This window comes from Pseudomonas sp. H3_E07, assembly GCF_054668895.1.
Genome location: NZ_CP162795.1, coordinates 4306922 through 4332395, shown reverse-complemented (window position 1 = coordinate 4332395; position 25474 = coordinate 4306922). Strand labels below are relative to the sequence as shown.

Genomic DNA, 25474 nt, shown 5'->3' with positions numbered 1-25474 from the left:
TCAGAAAATCGTTGACCGAAAAGTCAGACATGACTAGATTCGGCGCAAAGCGGTTAACAACAATAATGAGTCTGCGAGGCCTTCCGTGATCCAGTTTTTACTTAACCAGGAACTCCGTAGCGAGCACGCCCTGGACCCCAACCTGACTGTGCTCAACTATTTGCGTGAGCACCTGGGCAAATCCGGTACCAAGGAAGGCTGCGCCAGCGGCGATTGCGGTGCCTGCACTGTGGTGGTGGGCGAGCTGCACACGGATGACACCGGCGCCGAGCAGATTCGTTATCGCAGTCTCAATTCGTGCCTGACCTTTGTGTCGTCGTTGCACGGCAAGCAACTGATCAGCGTCGAAGACCTCAAGCACCAGGGTCAACTGCACAGCGTCCAGAAGGCCATGGTCGAATGCCACGGTTCGCAGTGCGGCTTTTGCACCCCCGGTTTCGTGATGTCGTTGTTCGCCCTGCAAAAGAACAGCGACGCCCCCGACAACCAAAAGGCGCATGAAGCCCTGGCCGGCAACCTGTGCCGCTGCACCGGTTATCGCCCGATTCTCGCCGCCGCCGAACAGGCCTGCTGCAACAAACCCCAGGATCAGTTCGACAGCCGCCAAGCCGAGACCATCGCCCGCCTCAAGGCCATTGCGCCGACGCAAACCGGTGAACTCAACAGCGGCGACAAGCGCTGCCTGGTGCCGCTGACCGTCGCCGACCTCGCCGATCTCTACGACGCCTACCCGCAAGCCCGGCTGCTGGCCGGCGGCACCGACCTGGCGCTGGAAGTCACTCAGTTCCACCGCACGCTGCCGGTGATGATCTACGTCGGCAATATTGAAGAAATGAAGCGTATCGACGACTTCGACGACCGCCTGGAAATCGGCGCTGCCGCCGCCCTCTCCGATTGCTACACCGCGCTGCACCACGCATACCCGGACTTCGGTGAACTGCTGCACCGTTTCGCTTCCCTGCAGATCCGTAACCAGGGCACCCTGGGCGGCAACATCGGCAACGCCTCGCCGATCGGTGACTCGCCGCCGCTGCTGATTGCCCTCGGCGCGCAGATCGTACTGTGCAAGGGCGAAACCCGCCGCACCTTGGCGCTGGAGGATTACTTCATCGACTACCGCGTCACGGCGCGCCAGGACAGCGAGTTCATCGAGAAGATCATCGTTCCGAAGGGCCACGCCTTGTTCCGTGCCTACAAGGTCTCCAAGCGCCTGGACGATGATATTTCCGCCGTCTGCGCCGCGTTCAACCTGAAGATCGATAACGGTGTGATCGGCGAGGCTCGCGTCGCGTTCGGCGGTATGGCCGCCACGCCAAAACGCGCCAAGAACTGCGAGGCGGCGTTGGTCGGCGCCACCTGGAACTGCGCCACCGTGGAAAAGGCCTGCGCCGCCCTCGCCGAGGATTTCACCCCGCTGTCGGACTTCCGCGCCAGCAAGGAATACCGACTGCTCAGCGCCCAGAACCTGCTGCGCAAATACTTCATCGAACTGCAAACGCCGCACATCGAGACTCGGGTGACCGCTTATGTCTAACCATCACGCCGTCGTTAAAACCCAGGCCGAACTCGCCGAGCTGTTCGCACAGGACCTCACCTCTGGCGTGGGCCGCAGCGTCAAGCACGACAGCGCCGCCAAACATGTGTGCGGCGAAGCGCAGTACATCGATGACCGCCTGGAATTCCCCAACCAATTGCACCTGTATGCGCGCATGTCCGACCGTGCCCATGCCCGGATCATCAGCATCGACACCGCGCCCTGCTACGCCTTTGAAGGCGTGCGGATTGTCATCACCCATGAAGACGTGCCGGGCCTGAAGGACATCGGCCCATTGATGCCGGGCGATCCATTGTTGGCGATCGATACGGTGCAGTTCGTCGGCCAGGTCGTGCTGGCGGTAGCCGCCCGCGATCTGGAAACCGCGCGTAAAGCCGCGATGGCCGCCGTGATCGAATACGAAGACCTGGAACCCGTGCTGGACGTGGTCGAGGCGTTTCGCAAGAAGCATTTCGTGCTCGACAGCCACACCCATCAGCGCGGTGATTCGGCAGGCGCACTGGCGACCGCGAAAAACCGCATCCAAGGCACCCTGCATATCGGCGGCCAGGAACACTTCTACCTGGAAACCCAGATTTCTTCGGTAATGCCCACCGAAGACGGCGGCATGATCGTCTATTGCTCCACGCAGAACCCCACCGAAGTGCAGAAACTGGTGGCCGAAGTGCTGGACGTGTCGATGAACAAAATCGTCGTGGACATGCGTCGCATGGGGGGTGGTTTCGGCGGCAAGGAAACCCAGGCCGCAAGCCCGGCGTGCCTGTGCGCGGTGGTCGCGCGCCTCACCGGCCAGCCGACCAAGATGCGCCTGCCGCGCGTCGAAGACATGTTGATGACCGGCAAGCGCCACCCCTTCTACATCGAATACGACGTGGGCTTCGACGACACGGGCCGCCTGCACGGAATCAACCTGGAATTGGCGGGCAACTGCGGCTGTTCGCCGGACCTGTCCAACTCGATTGTCGACCGCGCGATGTTCCACTCCGACAACTCGTATTACCTGGGCGATGCCACGGTCAACGGCCATCGCTGCAAGACCAACACGGCGTCCAACACCGCCTATCGCGGTTTCGGCGGCCCGCAAGGCATGGTCGCCATCGAGGAAGTGATGGACGCCATCGCCCGCCATCTGGGCCTCGACCCGCTGGCGGTGCGCAAGATCAATTACTACGGCAAGAACGAGCGCAACGTCACGCACTACTACCAGACCGTCGAGCACAACATGCTCGAAGAGATGACCGCCGAGCTTGAAGCCAGCAGCCAATACGCCGAGCGTCGCGAAGCGATCCGCCTGTACAACGCCCACAGCCCGATCCTGAAAAAAGGCTTGGCGCTGACCCCGGTGAAATTCGGCATTTCGTTTACGGCCAGCTTTCTCAACCAGGCCGGTGCGCTGATCCATATCTACACCGACGGCAGCATCCACCTGAACCACGGCGGCACCGAGATGGGCCAGGGCTTGAACACCAAGGTCGCGCAGGTTGTGGCCGAAGTGTTCCAAGTGGAAATCGACCGCGTTCAAATCACCGCCACCAACACCGACAAGGTACCCAACACCTCGCCGACCGCCGCTTCCAGCGGTGCCGACTTGAACGGCAAGGCTGCGCAGAATGCCGCCGAAACCATCAAGCAGCGCCTGGTGGAGTTCGCCGCACGCAAATACGACGTGAGCGAAGCGGATGTGGCGTTCCACAACGGTCATGTGCGCGTGCGCGATCAGATCCTCACCTTCGAGGCGTTGATCCAGCAGGCGTATTTCGCCCAGGTCTCGCTGTCGAGCACCGGCTTCTACAAGACCCCGAAAATCTACTACGACCGCAGCCAGTCGCGCGGTCGGCCGTTCTACTACTTCGCGTTCGGCGCGGCGTGCTGCGAAGTGATCGTCGACACCCTGACCGGCGAATACAAGATGCTGCGCACCGACATCCTGCACGACGTCGGCGCCTCGCTGAACCCGGCCATCGACATCGGCCAGGTGGAGGGCGGCTTTATCCAGGGCATGGGGTGGCTGACCATGGAAGAACTGGTGTGGAACGACAAAGGCAAGCTGGTGACCAACGGCCCGGCCAGCTACAAGATCCCGGCCGTGGCCGACATGCCGCTGGACCTGCGGGTGAAGCTGGTGGAAAACCGCAAGAACCCGGAAGACACGGTGTTCCATTCCAAGGCCGTGGGCGAACCGCCGTTCATGCTCGGCATCGCGTCGTGGTGCGCGATCAAGGATGCGGTGGCGAGCCTGGGTGACTATCGCCATCAGCCCAAGATCGATGCGCCGGCGACACCGGAGCGGGTGTTGTGGGGGTGTGAGCAGATGCGGCAGTTGAATGCGGCCAGGGCCGTTGAGATTGAAACCGAGATGGCTTCGCTCTAGACCGAGGCGCTGCCATCGCGGGCAAGCCCGGCGCCCACATTTTGATGTGTGCCCCCATGGGAGCTGGCTTGCCTGCGAAGACGGCCGAACTGACAACAGAAAGGTTGAGGTAGACATGAACAACTGGATCAGCGCCCTCGCCGACCTGCAAAACAGGGGCGAACCCTGCGTCCTGGTAACCATCATCGAAGAGCTCGGCTCCACGCCACGCAATGCCGGTTCCAAAATGGTGATCAGCGCCGCGCAGAGTTTCGACACCATCGGTGGCGGGCACTTGGAATACAAGGCAATGCAGATCGCCCGCGACATGCTCGTACGCGGTCAGCAGAACACTCATCTGGAGCGCTTCAGCCTGGGCGCCAGCCTGGGTCAGTGCTGCGGTGGCGTGACCGTGCTGCTCTTCGAACCCATGGGCCAAGTGCAGGCGCAGATCGCGGTATTTGGCGCTGGCCATGTCGGCCGTGCACTGGTGCCGTTGCTGGCCAGCCTGCCGTGCCGGGTGCGCTGGATCGATTCCCGTGACCAGGAGTTTCCGGCACATATACCCCAGGGCGTGCGTAAAATCGTCAGCGAAGAGCCGGTCGACGAAATTGCTGACCTGCCAGTGGGCAGTTACTGCATCGTCATGACCCACAATCATGCGCTGGACTTGGAACTCACCGCCGCCCTGCTCAAACGCAATGACTTTGCCTACTTCGGCCTGATCGGTTCGAAGACCAAACGCGTCAAGTTCGAACACCGCCTGCGAGATCGCGGCTTCGACACCGCGCACTTGCAACGGATGCGCTGCCCCATGGGCCTCACCGAGGTGAAGGGCAAGTTGCCGGTGGAAATCGCCATCTCCATCGCCGGCGAAATCATCGCCACCTATAACGCCAATTTCGGCCAGCACACCGCCAGCGCCGAACCTATTGCCAAACTGCTGCCGGCTTCACGCCGCAGCCAAGCCATTTGAATTGAGATCGCCATGCCTTTAACGCGTAAAGCCTACCGTGCCGCCCTCCTGCACAGCATCGCCGACCCTGCTGAAGTGGGGATCGAAGCCTCCTATGAGTATTTCGAAGACGGCCTGCTGGTGATCGAAAACGGCCAGATCAGCGCTGTCGGCCATGCCAGCGACTTGCTGCCGACCCTGCCTGCCGATATCGACATCACCCACTACCAGGACGCGCTGATCACCCCCGGCCTGATCGACACCCACATCCACCTGCCGCAAACCGGCATGGTCGGCGCCTATGGCGAGCAGTTGCTGGATTGGCTCAACACCTACACCTTCCCGTGCGAAAGCCAGTTCGCCGACAAGGCCCACGCCGAAGAAGTCGCGGATATTTTCATCAAGGAACTGCTGCGCAACGGCACCACCACCGCGCTGGTGTTTGGCAGCGTGCATCCGCAATCGGTGAACGCGTTCTTTGAAGCCGCTGAGAAACTCGATCTGCGCATGATCGCCGGCAAGGTGATGATGGATCGCAACGCGCCGGACTACCTGACCGACACCGCCGAATCCGGCTACCAGGAAAGCAAGGCGCTGATCGAGCGCTGGCACGGCAAGGGCCGCCTGCATTACGCGGTGACGCCGCGCTTTGCGCCGACCAGCACGCCGGAACAACTGGCACTGGCCGGGCAACTGCTGGGCGAATACCCAGACCTGTACATGCAGACGCACATCAGCGAGAACAAGCAGGAAGTGGAATGGGTGAAGGAACTGTTCCCGGAGCGCAACGGCTACCTGGATGTGTATGACCATTACAAATTGCTCGGCGAACGCTCGGTGTTTGCCCATGGCGTGCACCTGTGCGATGACGAGTGCGCGCGGTTGGCGGAGACCGGCTCGGCGGTCGCATTCTGCCCGACCTCGAACTTCTTCCTCGGCAGCGGCTTGTTCAACCTGCCGATGGCCGAGAAGCACAAACTGAATGTGGGCCTGGGCACCGACGTGGGCGGCGGCACCAGCTTCTCGCTGCTGCAGACCCTGAACGAAGCCTACAAGGTCATGCAACTGCAGGGTGCGCGCTTGAGCCCGTTCAAGTCGCTGTACCTGGCCACCCTGGGCGGTGCGCGGGCGCTGCGGTTGGAAGACAAGATCGGCACGCTGCAACCGGGCACCGATGCGGACTTCCTAGTGCTGGATTACAACGCGACACCGCTGCTGAGCTATCGCTTGAAGCAGGCGAAGACCATCGCCGAGACGTTGTTCGTGCTGATGACGCTGGGGGATGATCGGACGGTGTTGCAGACCTATGCGGCCGGCCAGTTGGTGCATCAGCGCTGATCTGAAGCACGCCGGAACCAAATGTGGGAGCGGGCTTGCTCGCGAATGCGCTGGATCAGTCAATACATCGGGTGACTGACACTCAGCATTCGCGAGCAAGCCCGCTCCCACATTTTTAGTCCCAGGTGAACCAGGGTAACTACAGTTTTACCGAGGAGCGCCCCGGCTTCTTGGTCTGCAACAGGTGCGAGAACACCGCATGCAGATCATCCGACGCGCTCTCTTCGTCGAGGTTGAGCTTGCTGTCGATATGATCCATGTGATGCATCATCAAGTTCACCGCCAACGCCGCGTCCCGTGCTTCGATCGCGTCGATCAACTGGGTGTGCTCATCGTAGGAACAGTGCGAGCGGTTGCCGCTTTCGTACTGGGCGATGATCAATGAAGTCTGGGACACCAGGCTACGCTGGAAACTGATCAGCGGCGCGTTCTTCGCCGCTTCGGCCAGCTTGAGGTGGAATTCACCGGAGAGGCGGATACCCGCGCCGCGGTCGCCACGGGAAAAGCTGTCGCGCTCGTCGTTGACCATCTGACGCAACTCGGCCAATTGTTCGGCCGTGGCGTGCTGGACTGCCAACTCGGTAATTGCCCGCTCCACCAGACGCCGCGCGAGAAATACCTGGCGTGCTTCCTCGACGCTCGGGCTGGCCACGACCGCGCCGCGATTGGGCCGCAGCAGCACCACACCTTCATGGGCCAGGCGCGACAGGGCGCGGCGGATGATGGTGCGGCTGACGCCGAAGATTTCGCCCAGTGCCTCTTCACTCAATTTGGTACCGGGTGCCAGGCGTTGTTCGAGGATCGCTTCGAAGATATGCGCGTAGACGATATCGTCCTGGGTTCCGCTGCGACCGGCCTTGCCGGCTCGCGGTTGTTTCTTGAGAGGTTGCAACTGTTCGTTCATGGGCACTCGGGTTTGGAGAACGGCGGCGAATTAACGGTAATACGGCAACAGCGGGTCGCTGGCAAGTATCACCTAAAAACAGGGCACATTGTACACAACCCAGTGCGCCAACACACTGTACGGCTGTTTGCGCCGTCGGCTGTATTGCAATGAGTCGTTACGTTTGAGTTTAGGCTTGAATCCGCGCCGTCACCGGCTAAAACCCAGGTAAAAGGAACACCTCTCCATGAACGACGCCACCCAAGCGCCTTTGCGCCCGCTGGCCGACACGTCTGCGTCGGCCGTTGTCGCTGGCTTCATCGCCATGATGACCGGCTACACCAGCTCCCTGGTCCTGATGTTCCAGGCCGGGCAAGCCGCCGGTTTGACCACGGCGCAGATTTCGTCATGGATCTGGGCGATTTCCATCGGCATGGCAGTGTGCAGCATCGGCCTGTCGCTGCGCTATCGCACCCCCATCACCATTGCCTGGTCGACACCGGGTGCCGCGCTGCTGATCACCAGCCTGGGCGGTGTGAGTTATGGCGAGGCCATCGGTGCCTATATCACCTGCGCCGTACTGGTGACGATTTGCGGGATGACCGGCAGCTTTGAAAAATTGGTCAAGCGCATCCCGGCATCGTTGGCGGCCGCCTTGCTGGCGGGGATTCTGTTCAAGATCGGCAGCGAAATCTTCGTCGCCGCGCAGCATCGCACCGGGCTGGTGCTGGGGATGTTCTTCACGTACCTGGTGATCAAGCGCCTGTCGCCGCGTTATGCGGTGCTGGCCGCGCTGCTGATCGGCACCACATTGTCGGGGTTGATGGGGCTGCTGGACTTCAGCGGTTTTCACCTGGAAGTCGCAACGCCCGTGTGGACCACGCCGCACTTCTCGTTGGCGGCGACCATCAGCATCGGCATTCCGCTGTTCGTGGTCGCGATGACCTCGCAGAACATGCCCGGCGTCGCCGTGCTCAGGGCCGACGGTTACAACGTGCCCGCCTCCCCCTTGATCACCGCCACCGGCCTGGCGTCCCTGGTGCTGGCGCCGTTCGGCTCCCACGGCATCAACCTGGCAGCGATCAGTGCGGCCATCTGCACCGGGCCGCATGCCCATGAAGACCGTAACAAGCGCTACACGGCAGCGGTGTGGTGTGGGGTGTTCTACGGGATTGCCGGGGTGTTCGGCGCGACCTTGGCGGCGTTGTTCGCAGCCTTGCCCAAAGAGCTGGTGCTGTCGATTGCGGCCCTGGCGTTGTTTGGCTCGATCATCAATGGGCTGAGCGTCGCCATGAATGAGCCGAAGGAGCGGGAAGCGGCGCTGATCACCTTTATGGTCACGGCGTCTGGTTTGACGCTGTTTTCCATCGGGTCGGCGTTCTGGGGGATTGTGGCGGGGGTGTTGACGCTGCTGATTCTGAATTGGCGCAAGGCATAAAAAAACGGCGACCCTCAGGTCGCCGTTTTATTTAGTATCACTTAGCCGCGTTGATCGGCTTTTCCGGATACCACACGTCCAGCAGCGGGCTGACTTCAGCCTTGGTCAGCTCGGAACGGGTTTTCAGCCAGGCTTCAACAGCAGCACGTTGCTCTTCGGAGACCGAGCCACGCTTCTGCAGGCAGACCAGACCGTAGTCATCACCGCCAACATAGCCCAGGCCGTTGGCTTCCATGGCTTCTTTGATGAATGCTTCGAGGAAAGCGTCGATAGCTTCTTCACTCAGGCCTTCTTTGAAGTCCAGGTTCAGTTCGAAACCCAGCTCTTGAAATTCATCAACGCACAGTTTTTTGCGCAGACGCTGGGAACGGTTAGTCGCCATTGGAACAATCCTCATAAGTAATAACGGGCGGCACTTTAGCAGTTTAAGGCGACGATTGCCCGACTCTCTGGGACAGGCGGCACAATGCCTGTAAAAAAAACGCCGAATACCCGCTATGGTTCAGCTACAAGTGACTCTACCTTGGGGCATAATGCCGACACTTTCATGACCATTGAGGGATTTTTCTTATTTCCCCCTCAACTTTTTCACCCTCCTCAGCAGTAGGGTTTTACTTCTTATGATCAAATCGTTGCGTTCAATCTTTTTTGCCGGCCTTATTCTGCCAGTGGCCTTTTCCGTCTCCGCTGCCCCCGTCAACACCACCCTGCCGCCGAGTGTTCAACAGGCGCTGACCAAAGCCAAAATGCAAAACACAGCGCTGTCCCTGGTGATGATCCCCCTGAACGGCCCGGGTACGCCTACCGTCTTCAATGCCGACGTCTCGGTGAACCCCGCCTCTACCATGAAGCTGGTCACCACCTACGCGGCCCTGGAAATGCTCGGCCCCAACCACCAGTGGAAAACCGAGTTCTATACCGACGGCACCCTCAGCGGTGGCGTGCTGCACGGCAACCTGTACCTCAAGGGCGGCGGCGACCCCAAGCTGAACATGGAAAAACTCTGGCTGCTGATGCGCGACCTGCGCGCCAACGGCGTGCAGCAAGTTACCGGCGACCTGGTGCTGGACCGCAGTTTCTTCAACCAGCCGCTGTTGCCGGAATTCAATGACGACGGCAACGATGAGAACAAACCGTTCCTGGTCAAGCCGGACGCGCTGCTGGTCAACCTCAAAGCCCTGCGTTTTGTGACCCGCAATGATTCCGGCCGGGTGCTGGTGTCGGTCGAGCCGCCGATTGCCAGCATCCGCATCGACAACCAGGTCAAGGTCTCCAACGCCAAGCAGTGCACCGGCGACGTGCGCTACAACCCGGTCACCGCCGCCGATGGCAGCGTGACGGTCACGGTCAGCGGCCAATTGGCCGATGGCTGCAGTTCGCAGACCTACCTGTCGTTGCTGGACCACGCCACCTACACCGCTGGCGCCGTGCGCGCGATCTGGAAGGAACTGGGCGGCACCATCCAGGGCCGGGATATCCAGGCGCCAGTGCCCAAGGATGCCAAGGTGCTGGCCCGGGCGTTCTCGCCGGACCTGGCTGAAATCATCCGCGACATCAATAAATACAGTAACAACACCATGGCCCAGCAGTTGTTCCTGAGCCTGGGTGCGCAGTTCCGCAACGATGCCGATGGCGACGACGCCAAGGCTGCACAACGCGTCGTGCGCCAGTGGCTGGCGAAGAAAGGCATCACCGCGCCGCACCTGGTGATGGAGAACGGTTCCGGCCTGTCCCGTGCCGAACGCGTCAGCGCCCGCGAAATGGCGACGATGCTGCAAGCCGCGTGGAAAAGCCCTTACGCCGCGGAATACATCAGCTCGATGCCGATCACCGGCACCGACGGCACCATGCGCAAACGCCTGAAAACCACCGCCATGCGCGGCGAAGCCCACGTCAAGACAGGTACGTTGAACACCGTACGTGCCATCGCCGGGTTCAGCCGTGACAACAATGGCAATACCTGGGCCGTGGTGGCGATCCTCAACGATCCAAAGCCATGGGGCGCTTCGTCGGTGCTGGATCAGGTGCTGCTGGATTTGTATCGCCAGCCTAAGGCAGTGGCGACCGCTCCCGTCCTTTAAGACGGTAACGCAGTCCCCCTGTGGGAGCGGGCTTGCTCGCGAATGCCGCGTATCAGTCGCCAAATGGAGTGGCTGGTCTACCGCATTCGCGAGCAAGCCCGCTCCCACATTGGCCTGCGGCGGTCTCAAGCACGCAAGCGCTCGGCTTCCACCCGGTCCCTGCCCGCCAGCTTGGCGACGTACACGGCCGAGTCGGCGCGCAACAAAAGCCCGTCGATGCCTTCATCGACCCGCCAACTGGCCACGCCAAAGCTGGCAGTGACGATACCGACTGGGTCCATCGGCGCACTGCGCAGCGACGCCCATAATTCCATGGCCAGGCTGTAGGCCTGTTCGCCATCGGTGTGCGGGCACAGCACCATGAATTCCTCGCCGCCCAGGCGACAGAACACGTCGGTGCGGCGCAGGCGCTGGCTGATGCGCCTGCACAGTTCCTGCAATACGCCATCGCCGACGGCGTGCCCGTGCTGGTCGTTGATGCGTTTGAAGTGATCGATATCAAGCATGATCACCGACAAGTTTCCCGAAGTGCGGTTGAGCCTCACCATCTCCGCCTTGAGACGATCCTGGAAATAGCGTCGGTTATGGATTCCGGTCAGGGAGTCGGTGATGGAGAGCGCACGCAGTTCTTCTTCCACCCGCTTAAGATCGGAAATATCCGACACGTACCCATGCCACAACGTACCGCCTGCTGGTAACTCTTCCGGAGTCGCTTCACCCCGAATCCAACGCAGGCCCCGTTGCGGCAACACCACGCGGTATTCCTCGCGCCAATGGCTCAACTGCAACGCTGACAAGCGAATCGAAGCACGCACCCGCTCCGCATCCAACGGGTGGATACGCTCGAAGACCCGCTTCGCATCCTGCTGCAATATATTGGGTTCGATTTCATAGATGTCGCGCATGCCGTCGCTGGCATAGATGAATTTCCAGTTGTCCTGGGGTTCCAGGGTGAACTGGAAGATCCCTCCGGGCACATGGGCGCTGAGTTTTTTGAGCAGGCGGTCGCGGGCCGCCAATGCCTCGTAGGCACGTTTCTGTTCGGTGATGTCCAGGTAAATCGCCAGGTGGCCGATCCATAAACCATGGTCGTCCAGCAACACCGTGGCCAGCATATTGACGGTCAACTGGCTGCCATCTTCGCGGATCAGGGTCCACTCGTGGGCTTCATGCAGGTTGTCAGGGCTTTCCACCAGCATGGCTTGGCTCGCCGGGATGCGCTTGCCCAACGCCATACTCAGGCTCGCCGAGCGCGCTTCCAGCTCCGCCGCCACGTGCAGGCTTTCCAGGGTGTGCGTGCCCACCACTTGCTCGGCCTTGAAGCCCAGCATCTGCTCGGCACCGGCGTTGAAGGTATTGATGACGCCGCGCAGGTCGGTGGCAATGATCGCCACCTGGGTCGCGGCATTCAGCACGCTGCGCAATTGGCCATGGGCGCCGCGCAACTCCTGCTCGCGCAGGCGCAACTGGGCAGTGCGCTGCTCCACCAGCTTCAATGCGCGCTGACGCTGGCTCACCAGCACATAGAGCAAAGCACTGAGGAGCAGGCTCAGCAGGCCGCCCATGAACAGGATCGTGTTCAGCGAGGAGTGGTTGGCATGGTCGAATACCTGGCTCGGGCGCAGATTCAAGGCATACACGTGGTCACCCAGCGTCAGACGACGTGCGCCGACAAGGTCGCTGTCGCCCACCACATTGCTGGACTCGAAGAGCACGCGCTTCTGCAGGTCGGACGTGTCGATGATCTGCATCACCAGGTTGTCCCGGTCCGGCTTGGGCAAACCGTCGGCCACTAGCTGGCGTATGCTGATCACGGCCATCACATAACCAAAGGGCTCGTGCTGGGACTGATCAGAAGTGCCCAGGTGGCTGACCGGCGCCACCAGTAAAACCCCAGTGGCATAGACCGGCTCCACCCCCACCAATTGCATGGGCTGGGACACCGCCAGCCTGCCGGTCTTTTGTGCACGCTCAAGGGTTGAACGCCGCAGGGGCTGGGCCAGAAGATCAAAGCCGAAGGGCGCGCCCAACAAGCTTTGAGTCTGGCTGTACAACACCGGTACGTATTCGTCGCGCTCGGGCGCTGGGGCCAGCTCACCGGCCGAATTCAACTCACGGATGACAAAGGGTGTGCCGAGCTGGCTGGATACGTCTTGCTCGAACTGGCTGCGCTGTTCGCGATACACCCGTGGCGCCCAGGAGTAAGCGCGGGCACGCAGCGACAGGGGCTGGGCAAACCCGTCGAATTCTTCGCGGGACACAGTGTCGGAGTTGACGAAGAAGCGCCGCAGGCTGTTCAGCCGTTGCTCCTGGTCTTCGAAACGTTCCTGCAGGCGGGTGTAGCGCTCATTGACCAGCAACTGAAAGCGCTGGCGCACCTGCTGCTGATAGAGGTCGGAAGCTGCCCAGGCGACAATCGCCGTCAAGGTAAACCCTGCCAGTAACACCACTATTGCCACCAGCCAAGCCGACGCCTGCTCACTGATAAAGCCTAGGATTTTCGGGCGGACGGCTTGCAACGGCATAGGCAACACTCACAACGCCAGCGTGCGGGGGTGTCACTTTGGCTGGACCTTAAGTTATAGCCATCAGCCCCGTATTTGACCAGCCAAAAGAACTGTAGGAGCGAGCTTGCTCGCGAATAACTTGAAGACGCCGCGTTTATTCATGAAAACGCGTCGACAGTGAGTTTTTCGCGAGCAAGCTCGCTCCTACAGGGGGCGATCAGCGTGCGGTGATTTTCCATGCCCGATGGATCTTCGCATTGCGCGCAAAATCCGGGTCGATGGTCTTGTCGCTGATTTCCTCGACCGCATAACGTTCGCTGAGGTTGTCCTCCAGCGCGAACTTGCGGAAGTTGTTCGAGAAATACAGCACGCCGCCCGGTGCCAGGCGGGCCATGGCCAGGTCGAGCAACTGCACGTGGTCTCGTTGCACGTCGAAGATGCCTTCCATGCGCTTGGAGTTGGAGAAGGTCGGCGGGTCGATGAAGATCAGGTCGAACTCATCGCGGCTGGTCTCCAGCCACGCCATCACGTCACCCTGCTCCAGGCGGTTCTTGTCGGAGAAACCGTTGAGAGAGAAGTTGCGACGCGCCCAGTCCAGGTAGGTCTTGGACAGGTCGACACTGGTGGTGCTGCGTGCACCGCCCTTGGCCGCGTGCACACTGGCGGTCGCGGTGTAGCAGTACAGGTTGAGGAAACGCTTGCCGGCCGCTTCTTTCTGGATGCGCAGGCGCATCGGACGGTGGTCGAGGAACAGGCCGGTGTCCAGGTAGTCGGTGAGGTTGACCAGCAACTTCACGCCGCCTTCGCTGACTTCAGTGAACTTGCCCTGCGCACTCTGACGCTCGTACTGCTTGGTGCCGCTCTGACGCTCGCGACGCTTGACCACCACGCGGCTCTTGTCGATGTTCAGCGCTTGGGGAATCGCCGCCAAGGCATCGAACATGCGTGCGGAGGCTTTTTCCGGATCGATGGATTTCGGCGCCGCGTATTCCTGCACGTGCACCCAATCGTGATACAGGTCGATCGCCATGGAGTATTCCGGCATGTCGGCGTCGTACACACGGTAGCAATCCACACCTTCGCGCTTGGCCCACTTGCCTAGCAGCTTCAGATTTTTTTGCAGGCGGTTGGCAAACATCTGCCCGCCCTCGCTCAGGCGCGCCTGCTCGACGACAGGGGCCGGTGCGGGTTTGATCGGGTTGCCGTTCTTGTTGTACTGGCGCTCCTGCGGCTCAGCCGGGGCTTGGTCGTAAGCGGCTTGCTCACGCTCAGCCTGGCGCTGCTCCGGGGTGCGACGCTCGCCGGTGACGAATTGGTCCGGATTGACCTTGATCAGCAGCAGCTTGCACGGCAACGCGCCGTTCCAGAACGAATACTGTTTGTGGCTGCGGATGCCCATGCGCTTGCCCAGGTCCGGCGCGCCAGTGAACACCGCCGCCTCCCAGCCCATGCACGCCTGGCGCAGACGCTCGCCGAGGTTCTGGTAGAGGTACAACAGGCTGGCTTCGTCACCCAGACGCTCGCCATAAGGCGGGTTACAGATGACCAGGCCTTTCTGGTTCTGGTCCGGGCGTGGCTCGAAGGTGCCGACTTCGCCCTGGTACACCTTGATCCAATGGCTTAAGCCTGCGCGCTCGATGTTGTTGCGCGCGGGTTGGATCAGCCGTGGGTCGGCTTCGTAGCCACGGATCCACAGCGGCGGCTTGTTCATGCCGACGGCGGCGCGTTCAGCCGCTTCCGCGTGCAGTTTCTTCCACAGCGCCGGGACGTGCCCAAGCCAGGTGGTGAAGCCCCACAGTTCACGATTCAGGTTGGGCGCCATGTCGGCGGCGATCATTGCGCCTTCCACCAGGAAGGTGCCCACGCCGCACATCGGGTCGCTCAGCGCGCCGCCTTCAGCAGCAATGCGCGGCCAGCCGGCACGGATCAGGATCGCGGCCGCCAGGTTTTCCTTCAACGGTGCAGCACCCTGCTGCAAACGATAACCACGCTGGTGCAGGCTGTGGCCGGACAGGTCGAGGGACAGGATCGCTTCGCCACGGTCCAGGCGCAGGTGGATGCGCAGGTCCGGGTTGATCTTGTCGATGGACGGGCGTTCGCCGGTCGGCGTACGCAGCTTGTCGACGATCGCATCCTTGACCTTCAGCGCGCCGAAGTGGGTGTTGTCGATGCCCGAGCCGTGGCCGCTGAATTCAACCGCCAGGGTACCGTCCGGCACCATATGGTCGGCCCACTCGATGTCCAGGACGCCGTGGTAGAGGTCTTCGGCGTCCTTCATCGGGAAGCGCTTGAGTACCAGCAGCACGCGGTTGGCCAGGCGCGACCAGAGGCACAGGCGGTAGGCGGTTTCCATGTCGGCCATGCCGCGCACGGCCGAGGTGTGCTCACGGGCTTCCTCAAGGCCAAGCCCGACGGCTTCCTCGATCAGCAGGCCTTCGAGGCCCTTGGGGCAGGTGAGGAAGAGTTCAAAACGGTCCGACATGGGGCATTCCAGGCTTTTCAGCAATAAATGAACGGGCGACGCATCGCCGGCTCGGTTTTCAATCAAGCACTTTTCTTGAAGAGTGCTCGCGTGGCACGAATGTGCCGTCCCACCCCTTTCCAACAGGCGCTTGGGCCTTTATTGACGGGGCAGATAAACAATTAGCCGTAACAAAAAGAAATATTCCGACCCTTCGTCGAATAATAACCGACTGCAACGGGCGGGTATTCTCACTAAAGGATTAAACCCATCCTCTATGCAGGGTGCATCATAGCTGGCTTTGCCCAACAAATGGGGCGAAAAGCCATCCCAGCTTATGGCTATAGCATCGTTATCGTTACGTGCTTATGACAAAACGATCATTGAATCCATGTGACCTATTGGTTAGAACTCAACACAGGTTGGCGCCGTAACGACGCCGACACTCAGGCTCGCCACGCCGGCAGCGAGCCCACCAACGGCAGAAAAACTCTGCCCGGCCTCAGACGAGACCGAAGGATATCAAGACAGTCAACAAGTGAGGGAAACACCCTATGAGAAGACTTAAGCGTGATCCGTTGGAAAGAGCATTTTTACGCGGATATCAATATGGCGTTCATGGCAAATCCCGTGAGCTTTGCCCATTTACTCTACCGTCGGTACGCCAAGCCTGGATCAACGGCTGGCGAGAAGGACGCGGCGACAACTGGGACGGTATGACTGGCACTGCGGGCATCCACAGACTCAACGAACTTCACGCCGTCGGCTAATCAAGGGCAATTAATTCCGACATCACCACTTCTGAATATGTAACGACTTACCATGCACGCCCCATCCGGGCGGCGGGCTTCGGCCCAGGGGGCTCCTTAATGGAGCCCTTTTTATTGGCTGGAGAATAATCTGTGTGGGAGCGGGCTCACGAAAGCGGTGGGTCAGCCAGCCTATCTGTTACTGAAACACCGCTTTCGCGAACACGACCGCTCCTACATGAGAGGCATCAGCGCAGGGCGGCAATCGCATCCACCGACTGGCGGATCAGGGCCGGCCCTTTGTAAATGAAACCGGAGTACAACTGCACCAGGCTGGCACCCGCGGCGATCTTCTCGGCCGCGTGCTTACCTTCGGTGATGCCACCGGCGGCGATGATCGGCAAGCGTCCAGCCAGTTCGGCGGCCAGCACCTTGACGATATGAGTGCTTTGCTCGCGCACCGGAGCACCCGACAGACCGCCCGCCTCGTCACCATGGGCCAGGCCTTCGACACCTACGCGGCTGAGGGTAGTGTTGGTCGCAATCACCGCGTCCATGCCCGAATCCACCAGGGCCTGGGCGACCAATACGGTTTCTTCGTCGCTCATGTCCGGGGCAATCTTGATGGCCAGCGGCACGCGCTTGCCATGGCGCACGGCCAGGTCTTCCTGGCGCTGACGCAGGGCTTCGAGCAGTTGCTTGAGCGAGTCCCCGAACTGCAGGCTGCGCAGGCCCGGGGTGTTGGGCGAGCTGACGTTGACCGTGACGTAGCTGGCGTGCGCGTAGACTTTGTCCAGGCAGATCAGGTAATCGTCGACGGCACGCTCGACCGGCGTATCGAAGTTCTTGCCGATATTGATACCGAGGATGCCCTTGTACTTCGCCGCCTGAACCCGCGACAGCAGATGATCAACGCCCAGGTTGTTGAAGCCCATGCGGTTGATGATCGCCTCGGCTTCCGGCAGGCGGAAAATGCGCGGCTTGGGGTTGCCCGGCTGCGGTCGCGGGGTCACGGTGCCGATTTCGACGAAACCGAAACCCAGCTGTGCAAAGCCATCGATGGCCGCGCCGTTTTTATCCAGGCCAGCCGCCAACCCGACCGGGTTGGGGAAATCGAGCCCCATCACCGAGACCGGCATTTTCGCCGGTGCCTTGCATACCAGGCCATTGAGCCCCAGGCGTCCACCGGCACCGATCAGGTCCAGGGACAGATCGTGGGAAGTTTCCGGGGAGAGTTTGAACAACAGCTGGCGGGCCAGGGTATACATGGGTGGGCTAGACTCGAAGGCGGCGAAAGGTGGCGGCGATTATAGCCGGGGTGAGAGGGCACGCGCGAGGCGTGAACCTCAATGTCAGTAACGGTGCGCGACCAACTGCTCGTAATACGCCCAGATTTTCTGTGCATATTGCAGGCGCAGCGCCTCACGCTCGGGCCCGCCGCCTGTTCCCACGTTATAGGAACCCACAGCTGTCCAGTTGTAACCAAAACGCTGAATGAACTCGGCCAGGATCGAAGCCCCCACCTCAACCGACAAGCATGGCTCATTGATCAAGCGGTCCTCGGTAATACCTTGCTTGAGCAGACGTGGCAGATGAATGCTGTTGATCTGCATCAGCCCGATGTCCCGGGTGCCGTTACGGTTGGCATGATTCATCGCTTGCGCACGATTACCCGACTCCACGACGGCGATTGCTTGCAGCAACTCCGGCTCGATTTGGTAGTGGCTGGCGGCCTCCTCCCAGCAGTAGGCCAACGCCTGATTACTGACCATCACAGCGCCCAGCAACAAGCCCTTCCTCCAGAACCTAGCCACGTTTCAACACACCCTGGCTGACGTGGCCGCAGGCCGAACACACTTGTTCCGCACAACCCGACACTGTGCTCACCGGACAGATAAAGCGATACCCCCGGCCGTAGATCGTCTTGATAAACCCCTTGTCGGCACCGAGGTACTTGCGCAGCGAATAAATGCAGCGCGTCAACGACTCCTCGGCAACCTCCCCCTGCGGCCAGCCCAGTTCCAGCAAGCGATCCTTGGTCATCAAGGCACCACCAGACACCAACAATAGCCGCAACACCTGCCATTCCTTAGGAGGTAACTGCACATCCGACCCTTCACCCGTCAGGCGACCGTGGTCATGCAGCTTCCAACGCGCAAAAACCAGGGTAGTCGTCGCCCCTCCATCATCCTTGACAGCCATTGCTACCCCGACCTCCGACTAATGACATTGACGTCCTCATTCCAATCACTGGCCCATGTGCCCATGTCACCACTATAAAAACCTGCCTCATGGCTCGCCCTAGGAAAAAACCCATACATCAGGCGGCGTTTGAAAAAGCACTGTAGGAGGTTTCGCTACCCTGCTCCTCCAGGCAGCCACGCCTGATACACCTCATGCAGTTCAACCCCTAGCCGGTCCTCTAACTGCACCAACTCGCCCAACGCCAGCAATTGCCCATTCACCCGAACCTCCACGCAGTGGATGATCTCTGGCATCAACGGCAACACCTTTCCGGGCGCAAAGGCTGCCAGGCGCCTGCGGCTGATCAGTTGTTCCTGTAGAAGAATTTCCAGATGCATGGGTTAACACCTTGTTTACGGTGAGACATCGCGCTGCGGCCTTACAAACGCACGCTGGACACGCTCATATTGCGCCGCAGTCATGGGCGGTGGTCCTCCCGCCTCTTCCAGCCCCTTCGACTCACTACCCACCGCCGTGGCCTGGATCACAAACAGGCGCGCCTGGGCCGGACGACCAGCCCCCAGCCCTTCTGATTCCCGTTGAAACGCCCCCAGCCACAGGCGCCTGGCCTGAGGCACTCGGACCACGCTGTTGATGCCGACTTGCCTCACCGCCGCGTTTTTCTCACGCTGGCTCGCCTCACTCATCAGGCGCCCTTCTTCCACCTCAAGACGCATCTCGATCTGGTTAGCCTCGACAAAACGCGGCAGTACGCTGACCTGGGTGCCATAACGCAGCGGTTTCCAGTCAGCGCGATCATCTCCGCGGGGTGGCAGGTAAAACGTATGGTTGTCCTGGAACACCGCCGGCACATTCTCCTGAGTGAGGATCACCGGCAATGTCGTTACCTTCGCTCGTCGACGGCGCTCCAATGCACCGACCTTTGCCATAAGGTGGCTATCGTCCAAAGGAGCCAGGACTCGCGTGGTCGACGCCTTCGTTTCTTCGTCCCAGGCCAGGCCCAGCTTCTTCAATTCTTCGCGCTCAACATCCACCAGCCACAGCGAGACCTCGATCGCTCGCTTGGGGATGTCGAGTTCCGCCACCAGTTTCTGGATGAAGTTCACCTGGGCCGGCTTGCCCTTGATCAACAGACTGTTGCTATCCGGGTAAGCGATCACGCCGAGGCTCTTGTCCGAGAGCAACCCCTTGTGTTCGCCGGCCAGGAAGGTTTCGATCATCGACGCCATCCCCGGCACGGTGACCGGGTTAGCGCGCGTACCGTACTGCCGGTCTGCCACATCGGTGTTGAGCACCTGGACGACGGCAAAGGACTGAGCGCCTACCCGCAACTCCGCTCTTTGCCGGTCCATCAACTGGGCCAGACGCAACACCTGATCGACATAATTCGGTGGACCGGACACATAGAACGTGCGCGCTCCGCTTTCCCGCAACGGATAGCGTGACTCATCGAGGCCCGAGCGGCGCATGAGGCTACGCAGCCTGTCGACGGAAATGTGTCGCAAGGTGACCGCAGAGTTTTTGGCTTCGCCCGCGTCATAGACGTACAGCGCCTGCCCGTCGCTGTACCAGATCAACCCTTGTTGAAGTGCAAGCGCCTCCAGGGTCTGTTGTGGCGCATTGAAATCCAGGGCGGCGCTGAGACGTTTGCGTGCGACTTCGCGACTGACGACGATGGGTAACCCCAGTGGCTCCGAGAGTGCGGTGAGCACCGTGTACAGACTTTCGTCCTGAGCCTGGTAAAGCGTGCCCCAGGCCAGCGCACTTCCCAGCAACAGCGCAGAAAACAGCATCCAACGGCAGTACCGGCGGAAGGAAATCGTCGCGAGAAAGTCGGCGTGCACCGTGGGGAGTTCCTGGGTGATCGGGCATTGAAGGTGTGGCCATACTGAGAGCCCGCCCGCTTTCAATCTTGATGAAAAGTTGATGACTTTCCAGGCCCACTCACCCGTGGCATGTGCCTTGCTATGAACTCTGTATCAGAGCACGCGCCAATGGCGGAGCGAGCTTACGGACAAAGGCGTCGTTACCCGCATTGGCTTACACCGCCATCTGAGGGAACGACGCTTTTTTTTGAAAGAAAAGGTAGGTGTTGATGAACGATTCGGATGGCAACAGCCCGATGAACGACCCGCTGGCCTGGGTCAACGGCAGTGATGCACCGGAAAAAAGCAGTCTCGACCTGGGCTTCATGGCTTTGAGCGACTGCGCCTCAATGGTGGTGGCAGCCACCCAGGGCTTCGCTCAACCCTACGGCCTGACCTTGAACCTCAAGCGCCAAACGTCCTGGGCCAACCTGCGCGACAAACTGGTCAGCGGCGAGCTGGACGCCGCCCACAGCCTGTACGGGCTGATCTACGCCGTGCACTTGGGCATCGGCGGTGTCGCCCCCACCGACATGGCCGTGCTGATGGGGCTCAACCAGAACGGCCAGAGCATCAACCTGTCCCGCGGCTTGCAGCAACAAGGGGTGATCACTCCTGAGGCACTGGATCGCCACGTGCACCAAAGCCGAACAAAACTGACCTTCGCCCAGACGTTTCCCACAGGCACCCACGCCATGTGGTTGTATTACTGGCTGGCGAGCCAGGGCATTCACCCGTTGCAGGACGTGGACAGCGTGGTGGTCCCGCCGCCGCAAATGGTTGCGCACTTGCAAGCCGGACGCATCGATGGTTTTTGTGTCGGCGAGCCCTGGTGCGCCAGCGCGGTAAAGCAGAACCAAGGGTTTACCCTGGCGACGACCCAGGCGATCTGGCCGGATCATCCGGAAAAGGTGCTCGGCTGCACTCAGGCTTTCGTGGACCAGTATCCCAACACTGCACGCGTGCTGGTGATGGCGATCCTGGAGGCCAGCCGCTTTATCGAAGAAAGCAGCGAAAACCGCCGCTCCACCGCACAATTGCTCAGTGGCCGCGAATACCTCGACGCCCCGCTTGACTGCATCGAGCCGCGCCTGCTGGGGGCCTATGACGACGGCCTGGGCAATCACTGGCAGGATCCCCACGCGCTGCGATTTTTTGCCGACGGTGAAGTGAACCTGCCCTACCTCTCTGACGGCATGTGGTTCATGACCCAGTTCCGGCGGTGGGGTCTATTGCGCGAAGACCCCGACTACCTCGGCGTTGCGCGCCAGGTGCAGCAACTGCCGCTGTATCGCCAGGCCGCCGCTGCGCTGGGTATCGCCACAAAACACCCGGACATGCGCAGCAGCCAACTGATCGACGGCAAAGTCTGGGACGGCTCCGACCCCGCCGACTATGCCCGCAGTTTCCGCCTGCACGCCCTGGCCGATACCACCCACCGCCAAGCCTTGCGCTGACAGGAGGACGTCCATGCTGCGAATCCTGCTGATCAACGACACGCCGCGCAAAGTAGGCCGACTCAGGACTGCGCTGATCGAAGCCGGTTTTGACGTCATCGATGAGTCGGGCCTGACCATCGACCTGCCCGCGCGCGTCGAAACGGTGCGCCCGGATGTGATCCTGATCGATACCGAGTCACCGGGCCGCGATGTAATGGAGCAAGTGGTGCTGGTCAGTCGTGACCAACCCCGGCCTATCGTGATGTTCACCGACGAACACGACCCGAACGTGATGCGCCAGGCGATCAAGTCCGGCGTCAGCGCCTATATCGTCGAAGGCATCCAGGCCCAGCGCCTGCAGCCGATCCTTGACGTGGCCATGGCCCGATTCGAAAGCGATCAGGCCTTGCGCGCGCAGCTCCAGGCGCGGGACCAACAGTTGGCCGAGCGCAAGCGCATCGAGTTGGCCAAGGGCATGCTGATGAAAATGAAGGACTGCAATGAGGAAGAGGCCTACACCCTGATGCGCCGCCAAGCCATGAGCCGCCAGCAGAAACTGATTCAGGTGGCAGAGCAGATTATCGCCATGAGTGAGCTGCTTGGCTGATGTGGCGCAGCTCTTGCTAAGGATTGATCACAGGTAGCCAACGGCGGTTGCCCCTCCACGACAAAGACGTCGCACACCCGGTTTGCTCACGCGAACCCGGTGGCGGCGTTTTTTCGTTTTGGCCTTCTTACAAGACTCCCAACCGTTGAGGTGCGTGATGAAATCAAGCTTCTGGAAATCCGGGCACACCCCGACCCTGTTTGCCGCGTTCCTGTATTTCGACCTGAGCTTTATGGTCTGGTACCTGCTGGGCCCACTGGCCGTGCAGATTGCCGCCGACCTGCACCTGACCACTCAACAACGCGGCCTGGTGGTCGCTACACCGATTCTCGCGGGCGCGGTGTTGCGCTTTCTGATGGGCATGCTGGCGGATAAGCTGTCGCCGAAGACGGCCGGCCTGATTGGCCAGGTGATTGTCATCTGCGCCCTGTTCGGCGCCTGGAAACTTGGGATCCACAGCTACGAACAAGCGCTGTTGCTGGGCTTGTTTCTCGGCATGGCCGGTGCATCGTTTGCGGTCGCACTGCCGCTGGCCTCCCAATGGTATCCAGCGGAACACCAGGGCAAAGCCATGGGCATCGCGGGCGCGGGCAACTCCGGCACGGTGTTCGCCGCGTTGCTGGCACCGGTATTGGCGGCCGCCTTTGGCTGGAGCAACGTGTTCGGCTTCGCGCTGATCCCCTTGGTGCTGACCCTGATTGTCTTTGCCTGGCTGGCGCGCAATGCACCAGAACGGCCGAAGGCGAAGTCCATGGCCGACTACTTCAAGGCCCTGGGCGACCGTGACAGCTGGTGGTTCATGTTTTTCTACAGCGTTACCTTTGGGGGCTTTATCGGCCTGGCCAGCGCCCTGCCCGGTTATTTCAACGACCAATACGGCCTGAGCCCGGTGACCGCTGGTTACTACACCGCCGCCTGTGTCTTTGGCGGTAGCCTGATGCGCCCACTGGGCGGCGCGCTGGCGGACCGCTTCGGCGGGATCCGTACGCTGCTGGGCATGTACAGCGTGGCGGCGATCTGTATCGCAGCGGTGGGTTTCAACCTACCGAGTCCCGTTGCGGCGCTCGCGCTCTTCGTCTGCACCATGCTGGGTCTCGGCGCAGGAAACGGCGCAGTGTTCCAACTCGTGCCGCAGCGTTTCCGCCGTGAAATCGGCGTGATGACCGGCCTGATCGGCATGGCCGGCGGTATCGGCGGCTTTGCCTTGGCGGCGGGCATGGGTGCGATCAAGCAAAGCACCGGCAGCTATCAGCTGGCGTTGTGGTTGTTCGCCAGCCTGGGCGTGCTGGCCTGGTTCGGCCTGCACGGCGTGAAGCGTCGCTGGAGAACCACCTGGGGCTCGGCTGCCGTCACGGCTGCGCGGGTCTGATGAGCCTGCAACTGAGCGTCGCCCAGGCCAGTGCCATCGGGCCACGGACGGAAAATCAGGACGCACTGCGGGTGGTCACGCCTGTGGCCGAACTGGCGGCGAGCAAAGGCTACTTATGTGCCATCGCCGATGGGGTGAGCCAGTGCGCCGACGGCGGCCTGGCTGCGCGCTCGACCTTGCAGGCGCTGGCCCTGGACTACTACGCCACGCCGCAAACCTGGGGCGTGGCCCAGGCCCTGGAGCGGTTGCTACTGGCACAGAATCGCTGGCTGCAAGCCAATGGCGGTGGCCAGCCTCTGTTGACCACCCTGAGTGCGCTGGTGTTTCGCGGCCAGCGTTTTACCCTGGCGCATGTCGGCGATTGTCGGGCGTATCGTTGGTTCGCTGGCCAATTACAGCGCATCACCGAGGATCACGTGTGGGAGCAACCGGGCATGCAGCACGTGCTCAAGCGCGCCCTTGGCCTGGATCAGCATCTGGTGGTGGATTTTCTCGACGGTCAGCTGCGTGAAGGCGAATGTTTCCTGTTGGTCAGTGATGGCGTGTGGGCAACCCTGGGTGATCCCAGTATCCAGACGATTTTGCGCGAACAAACAGACATGGAATTGGCGGTCAACACCCTGGTGAATGCCGCGCACCTGGCAGGCAGCCAGGACAATGCCAGCGCGCTGCTCGTGCGTATCGACGCCCTCGGCGCAGCCACCCTCGGCGATGCGCTGGTGCAGTTGCAGCAATGGCCACTGCCGCCCTTGTTGAAAGCCGGGCAACACTTTGAAGGCTGGCAGGTGGAAAGCGTATTGGCGCAAAGCCGGCAGTCATTGCTCTACCGGGTGCGCGATGCCCAGCAGCAACCCTGGCTGCTGAAAACCCTGCCCTTGAGCCGCGACGATGATCACGACGCCGGCCAGGCCTTACTGTCGGAGGAATGGTTTCTGCGGCGGGTTGCGGGGCGGGCGTTCCCTGAGGTCCATGCCGGTAGCGCGCGTCAGCATTTGTATTATGTGATGCGTGAGTATTCGGGCCAGACCCTGGCCGAACTGTTCCAGCGTCAAGGCCCACTGCCCTTGGCACAATGGCAGGCAATAGCCGAACGTCTGCTGCGGGCCGTGGGCATTTTGCACCGTCGGCAGATCCTGCATCGCGACCTCAAGCCCGAAAACCTGCTGCTGGGGGAAGACGGCGAATTACGTGTGTTGGATTTCGGCCTGGCGTATTGCCCAGGCCTGTCTGAAGACCACGTCCATGCGCTGCCGGGCACGCCTAGCTTTATTGCACCTGAAGCCTTCAACGGCGAGCGCCCTACGACTCAACAGGACTTATACAGCGTAGGCGTAACCTTGTATTACCTGCTGACCGGACATTACCCCTACGGCGAAATCGAGGCCTTCCAACGGCCCCGGTTCACTCAGCCTGTCAGCGCCAGCCGCTACCGCCCCGACCTGCCGGATTGGCTTCCCCTCAGCCTGGAACGGGCCGTGGCCGCCCATCCAGCCCATCGCTATGAAACCGCCGAAGAGTGGTTGCGCGTGCTGGAACAGGCTGACCGGCAGGAACTGAGTGTCCGCCCCAAGCCATTGCTGGAGCGTGAACCCTTGAAGGTCTGGCGCACGCTGGCGCTGCTTTCGCTGTTGATCAATCTGGTGCTGTTGTACTCACTCTTTCACCGCTGATG

At 61.0% G+C, this 25474-nt stretch carries 20 protein-coding genes; 11 read left to right on the top strand and 9 right to left on the bottom strand.

From position 1 onward, the window contains the following. Positions 1-85 precede the first annotated feature (85 nt). The 4 genes from xdhA to guaD all read left to right on the top strand — a co-directional run bounded on the left by xdhA (position 86) and on the right by guaD (position 6198). Positions 86-1534 carry a xanthine dehydrogenase small subunit gene (gene xdhA, locus AB4O08_RS19925; protein ID WP_010208521.1) on the top strand — a complete coding sequence of 483 codons (1449 nt, stop codon included), beginning with the start codon at positions 86-88 and terminating at the stop codon, positions 1532-1534. Next, on the top strand, positions 1527-3926 hold the full coding sequence (gene xdhB / locus AB4O08_RS19920; protein WP_010208520.1) for a xanthine dehydrogenase molybdopterin binding subunit: 2400 nt from the start codon (positions 1527-1529) through the stop codon (positions 3924-3926). Before xdhA ends, xdhB begins: the two co-directional genes overlap by 8 nt. A 115-nt stretch (positions 3927-4041) precedes the next feature. Beyond that, positions 4042-4881 (top strand): xanthine dehydrogenase accessory protein XdhC, encoded by an 840-nt coding sequence (xdhC, locus tag AB4O08_RS19915; protein ID WP_010208519.1) that lies wholly within the window; start codon positions 4042-4044, stop codon positions 4879-4881. A gap of 12 nt (positions 4882-4893) precedes the next feature. Continuing rightward, a complete protein-coding gene (guaD, locus tag AB4O08_RS19910; RefSeq protein ID WP_010208518.1) occupies positions 4894-6198 on the top strand; it encodes a guanine deaminase in 1305 nt (434 codons plus the stop codon). A 139-nt stretch (positions 6199-6337) separates the two neighbouring features. Here the strand turns inward: guaD and AB4O08_RS19905 are convergent, their stop codons facing one another. Beyond that, the gene (locus tag AB4O08_RS19905; protein ID WP_003175499.1) at positions 6338-7102 is read right to left on the bottom strand and encodes a GntR family transcriptional regulator; all 765 of its coding nucleotides are present in this window, start codon (positions 7100-7102) and stop codon (positions 6338-6340) included. A gap of 226 nt (positions 7103-7328) precedes the next feature. On the opposite strand from AB4O08_RS19905, the gene AB4O08_RS19900 reads away from it, so the two are divergent. Beyond that, positions 7329-8519 carry a benzoate/H(+) symporter BenE family transporter gene (locus AB4O08_RS19900; RefSeq protein WP_236267029.1) on the top strand — a complete coding sequence of 397 codons (1191 nt, stop codon included), beginning with the start codon at positions 7329-7331 and terminating at the stop codon, positions 8517-8519. A 37-nt stretch (positions 8520-8556) separates the two neighbouring features. Here AB4O08_RS19900 and AB4O08_RS19895 read toward each other — a convergent pair whose 3' ends face one another. Next, positions 8557-8901, bottom strand: coding sequence for a YggL family protein (locus tag AB4O08_RS19895; protein WP_010208515.1), 345 nt, complete (start codon positions 8899-8901; stop codon positions 8557-8559). Positions 8902-9139: 238 nt separating this feature from the next. On the opposite strand from AB4O08_RS19895, the gene dacB reads away from it, so the two are divergent. After that, complete coding sequence (gene dacB / locus AB4O08_RS19890; protein ID WP_460114299.1) at positions 9140-10600, top strand: D-alanyl-D-alanine carboxypeptidase/D-alanyl-D-alanine endopeptidase; 1461 nt, start codon at positions 9140-9142, stop codon at positions 10598-10600. A 125-nt stretch (positions 10601-10725) separates the two neighbouring features. Here dacB and AB4O08_RS19885 read toward each other — a convergent pair whose 3' ends face one another. Together AB4O08_RS19885 and rlmKL are read right to left on the bottom strand one after the other, a co-directional pair. Continuing rightward, positions 10726-13125: a sensor domain-containing diguanylate cyclase gene (locus tag AB4O08_RS19885; protein ID WP_460114298.1), complete on the bottom strand. Its 2400-nt coding sequence runs from the start codon at positions 13123-13125 to the stop codon at positions 10726-10728. A gap of 199 nt (positions 13126-13324) precedes the next feature. Then, positions 13325-15589, bottom strand: a complete 2265-nt coding sequence (rlmKL, locus tag AB4O08_RS19880; protein ID WP_010208512.1) for a bifunctional 23S rRNA (guanine(2069)-N(7))-methyltransferase RlmK/23S rRNA (guanine(2445)-N(2))-methyltransferase RlmL — start codon at positions 15587-15589, stop codon at positions 13325-13327. Positions 15590-16122: 533 nt separating this feature from the next. Between rlmKL and rmf the strand changes: the two genes are divergently transcribed. Next, positions 16123-16338, top strand: coding sequence for a ribosome modulation factor (rmf, locus tag AB4O08_RS19875; RefSeq protein WP_002553055.1), 216 nt, complete (start codon positions 16123-16125; stop codon positions 16336-16338). A gap of 227 nt (positions 16339-16565) precedes the next feature. On the opposite strand, the gene AB4O08_RS19870 is transcribed toward rmf, so the two are convergent. From AB4O08_RS19870 to sctC, 5 genes are all read right to left on the bottom strand, one after another. Then, positions 16566-17585: a quinone-dependent dihydroorotate dehydrogenase gene (locus AB4O08_RS19870; RefSeq protein ID WP_021491531.1), complete on the bottom strand. Its 1020-nt coding sequence runs from the start codon at positions 17583-17585 to the stop codon at positions 16566-16568. Positions 17586-17669: 84 nt separating this feature from the next. Further along, positions 17670-18131: a transglycosylase SLT domain-containing protein gene (locus AB4O08_RS19865; RefSeq protein WP_106119796.1), complete on the bottom strand. Its 462-nt coding sequence runs from the start codon at positions 18129-18131 to the stop codon at positions 17670-17672. Then, the gene (locus tag AB4O08_RS19860; protein ID WP_042571955.1) at positions 18124-18519 is read right to left on the bottom strand and encodes a winged helix-turn-helix domain-containing protein; all 396 of its coding nucleotides are present in this window, start codon (positions 18517-18519) and stop codon (positions 18124-18126) included. Before AB4O08_RS19860 ends, AB4O08_RS19865 begins: the two co-directional genes overlap by 8 nt. 155 nt (positions 18520-18674) lie before the next feature. After that, positions 18675-18899 carry a FliM/FliN family flagellar motor switch protein gene (locus AB4O08_RS19855; protein ID WP_457244135.1) on the bottom strand — a complete coding sequence of 75 codons (225 nt, stop codon included), beginning with the start codon at positions 18897-18899 and terminating at the stop codon, positions 18675-18677. A 15-nt stretch (positions 18900-18914) separates the two neighbouring features. Further along, a complete protein-coding gene (sctC, locus tag AB4O08_RS19850; RefSeq protein ID WP_460114297.1) occupies positions 18915-20366 on the bottom strand; it encodes a type III secretion system outer membrane ring subunit SctC in 1452 nt (483 codons plus the stop codon). Positions 20367-20617: 251 nt separating this feature from the next. On the opposite strand from sctC, the gene AB4O08_RS19845 reads away from it, so the two are divergent. The 4 genes from AB4O08_RS19845 to AB4O08_RS19830 all read left to right on the top strand — a co-directional run bounded on the left by AB4O08_RS19845 (position 20618) and on the right by AB4O08_RS19830 (position 25472). Further along, positions 20618-21844 (top strand): CmpA/NrtA family ABC transporter substrate-binding protein, encoded by a 1227-nt coding sequence (locus AB4O08_RS19845; protein WP_460114296.1) that lies wholly within the window; start codon positions 20618-20620, stop codon positions 21842-21844. Between the two features lie 13 nt (positions 21845-21857). After that, entirely contained in the window at positions 21858-22433 is a 576-nt protein-coding gene (locus AB4O08_RS19840) for an ANTAR domain-containing response regulator (protein ID WP_010208501.1), read from the top strand. Between the two features lie 157 nt (positions 22434-22590). Beyond that, positions 22591-23802, top strand: coding sequence for a nitrate/nitrite transporter (locus tag AB4O08_RS19835; protein WP_010208500.1), 1212 nt, complete (start codon positions 22591-22593; stop codon positions 23800-23802). After that, on the top strand, positions 23802-25472 hold the full coding sequence (locus AB4O08_RS19830; protein WP_010208498.1) for a bifunctional protein-serine/threonine kinase/phosphatase: 1671 nt from the start codon (positions 23802-23804) through the stop codon (positions 25470-25472). Before AB4O08_RS19835 ends, AB4O08_RS19830 begins: the two co-directional genes overlap by 1 nt. Positions 25473-25474 lie beyond the last annotated feature (2 nt).

What these genes read in the sequence shown, in the direction of transcription:
- AB4O08_RS19900 (WP_236267029.1), top strand. Translation starts at nt 7,329, where the DNA reads ATGAACGACGCCACCCAAGCGCCTTTGCGCCCGCTGGCCGACACGTCT.
- AB4O08_RS19855 (WP_457244135.1), bottom strand. Translation starts at nt 18,899, where the DNA reads ATGCATCTGGAAATTCTTCTACAGGAACAACTGATCAGCCGCAGGCGC.
- xdhC (WP_010208519.1), top strand. Translation starts at nt 4,042, where the DNA reads ATGAACAACTGGATCAGCGCCCTCGCCGACCTGCAAAACAGGGGCGAA.
- xdhB (WP_010208520.1), top strand. Translation starts at nt 1,527, where the DNA reads ATGTCTAACCATCACGCCGTCGTTAAAACCCAGGCCGAACTCGCCGAG.
- AB4O08_RS19895 (WP_010208515.1), bottom strand. Translation starts at nt 8,901, where the DNA reads ATGGCGACTAACCGTTCCCAGCGTCTGCGCAAAAAACTGTGCGTTGAT.
- AB4O08_RS19860 (WP_042571955.1), bottom strand. Translation starts at nt 18,519, where the DNA reads ATGGCTGTCAAGGATGATGGAGGGGCGACGACTACCCTGGTTTTTGCG.
- AB4O08_RS19835 (WP_010208500.1), top strand. Translation starts at nt 22,591, where the DNA reads ATGAAATCAAGCTTCTGGAAATCCGGGCACACCCCGACCCTGTTTGCC.
- AB4O08_RS19845 (WP_460114296.1), top strand. Translation starts at nt 20,618, where the DNA reads ATGAACGATTCGGATGGCAACAGCCCGATGAACGACCCGCTGGCCTGG.
- AB4O08_RS19870 (WP_021491531.1), bottom strand. Translation starts at nt 17,585, where the DNA reads ATGTATACCCTGGCCCGCCAGCTGTTGTTCAAACTCTCCCCGGAAACT.
- AB4O08_RS19905 (WP_003175499.1), bottom strand. Translation starts at nt 7,102, where the DNA reads ATGAACGAACAGTTGCAACCTCTCAAGAAACAACCGCGAGCCGGCAAG.
- AB4O08_RS19885 (WP_460114298.1), bottom strand. Translation starts at nt 13,125, where the DNA reads ATGCCGTTGCAAGCCGTCCGCCCGAAAATCCTAGGCTTTATCAGTGAG.
- rmf (WP_002553055.1), top strand. Translation starts at nt 16,123, where the DNA reads ATGAGAAGACTTAAGCGTGATCCGTTGGAAAGAGCATTTTTACGCGGA.
- AB4O08_RS19840 (WP_010208501.1), top strand. Translation starts at nt 21,858, where the DNA reads ATGCTGCGAATCCTGCTGATCAACGACACGCCGCGCAAAGTAGGCCGA.
- dacB (WP_460114299.1), top strand. Translation starts at nt 9,140, where the DNA reads ATGATCAAATCGTTGCGTTCAATCTTTTTTGCCGGCCTTATTCTGCCA.
- guaD (WP_010208518.1), top strand. Translation starts at nt 4,894, where the DNA reads ATGCCTTTAACGCGTAAAGCCTACCGTGCCGCCCTCCTGCACAGCATC.
- AB4O08_RS19830 (WP_010208498.1), top strand. Translation starts at nt 23,802, where the DNA reads ATGAGCCTGCAACTGAGCGTCGCCCAGGCCAGTGCCATCGGGCCACGG.
- rlmKL (WP_010208512.1), bottom strand. Translation starts at nt 15,589, where the DNA reads ATGTCGGACCGTTTTGAACTCTTCCTCACCTGCCCCAAGGGCCTCGAA.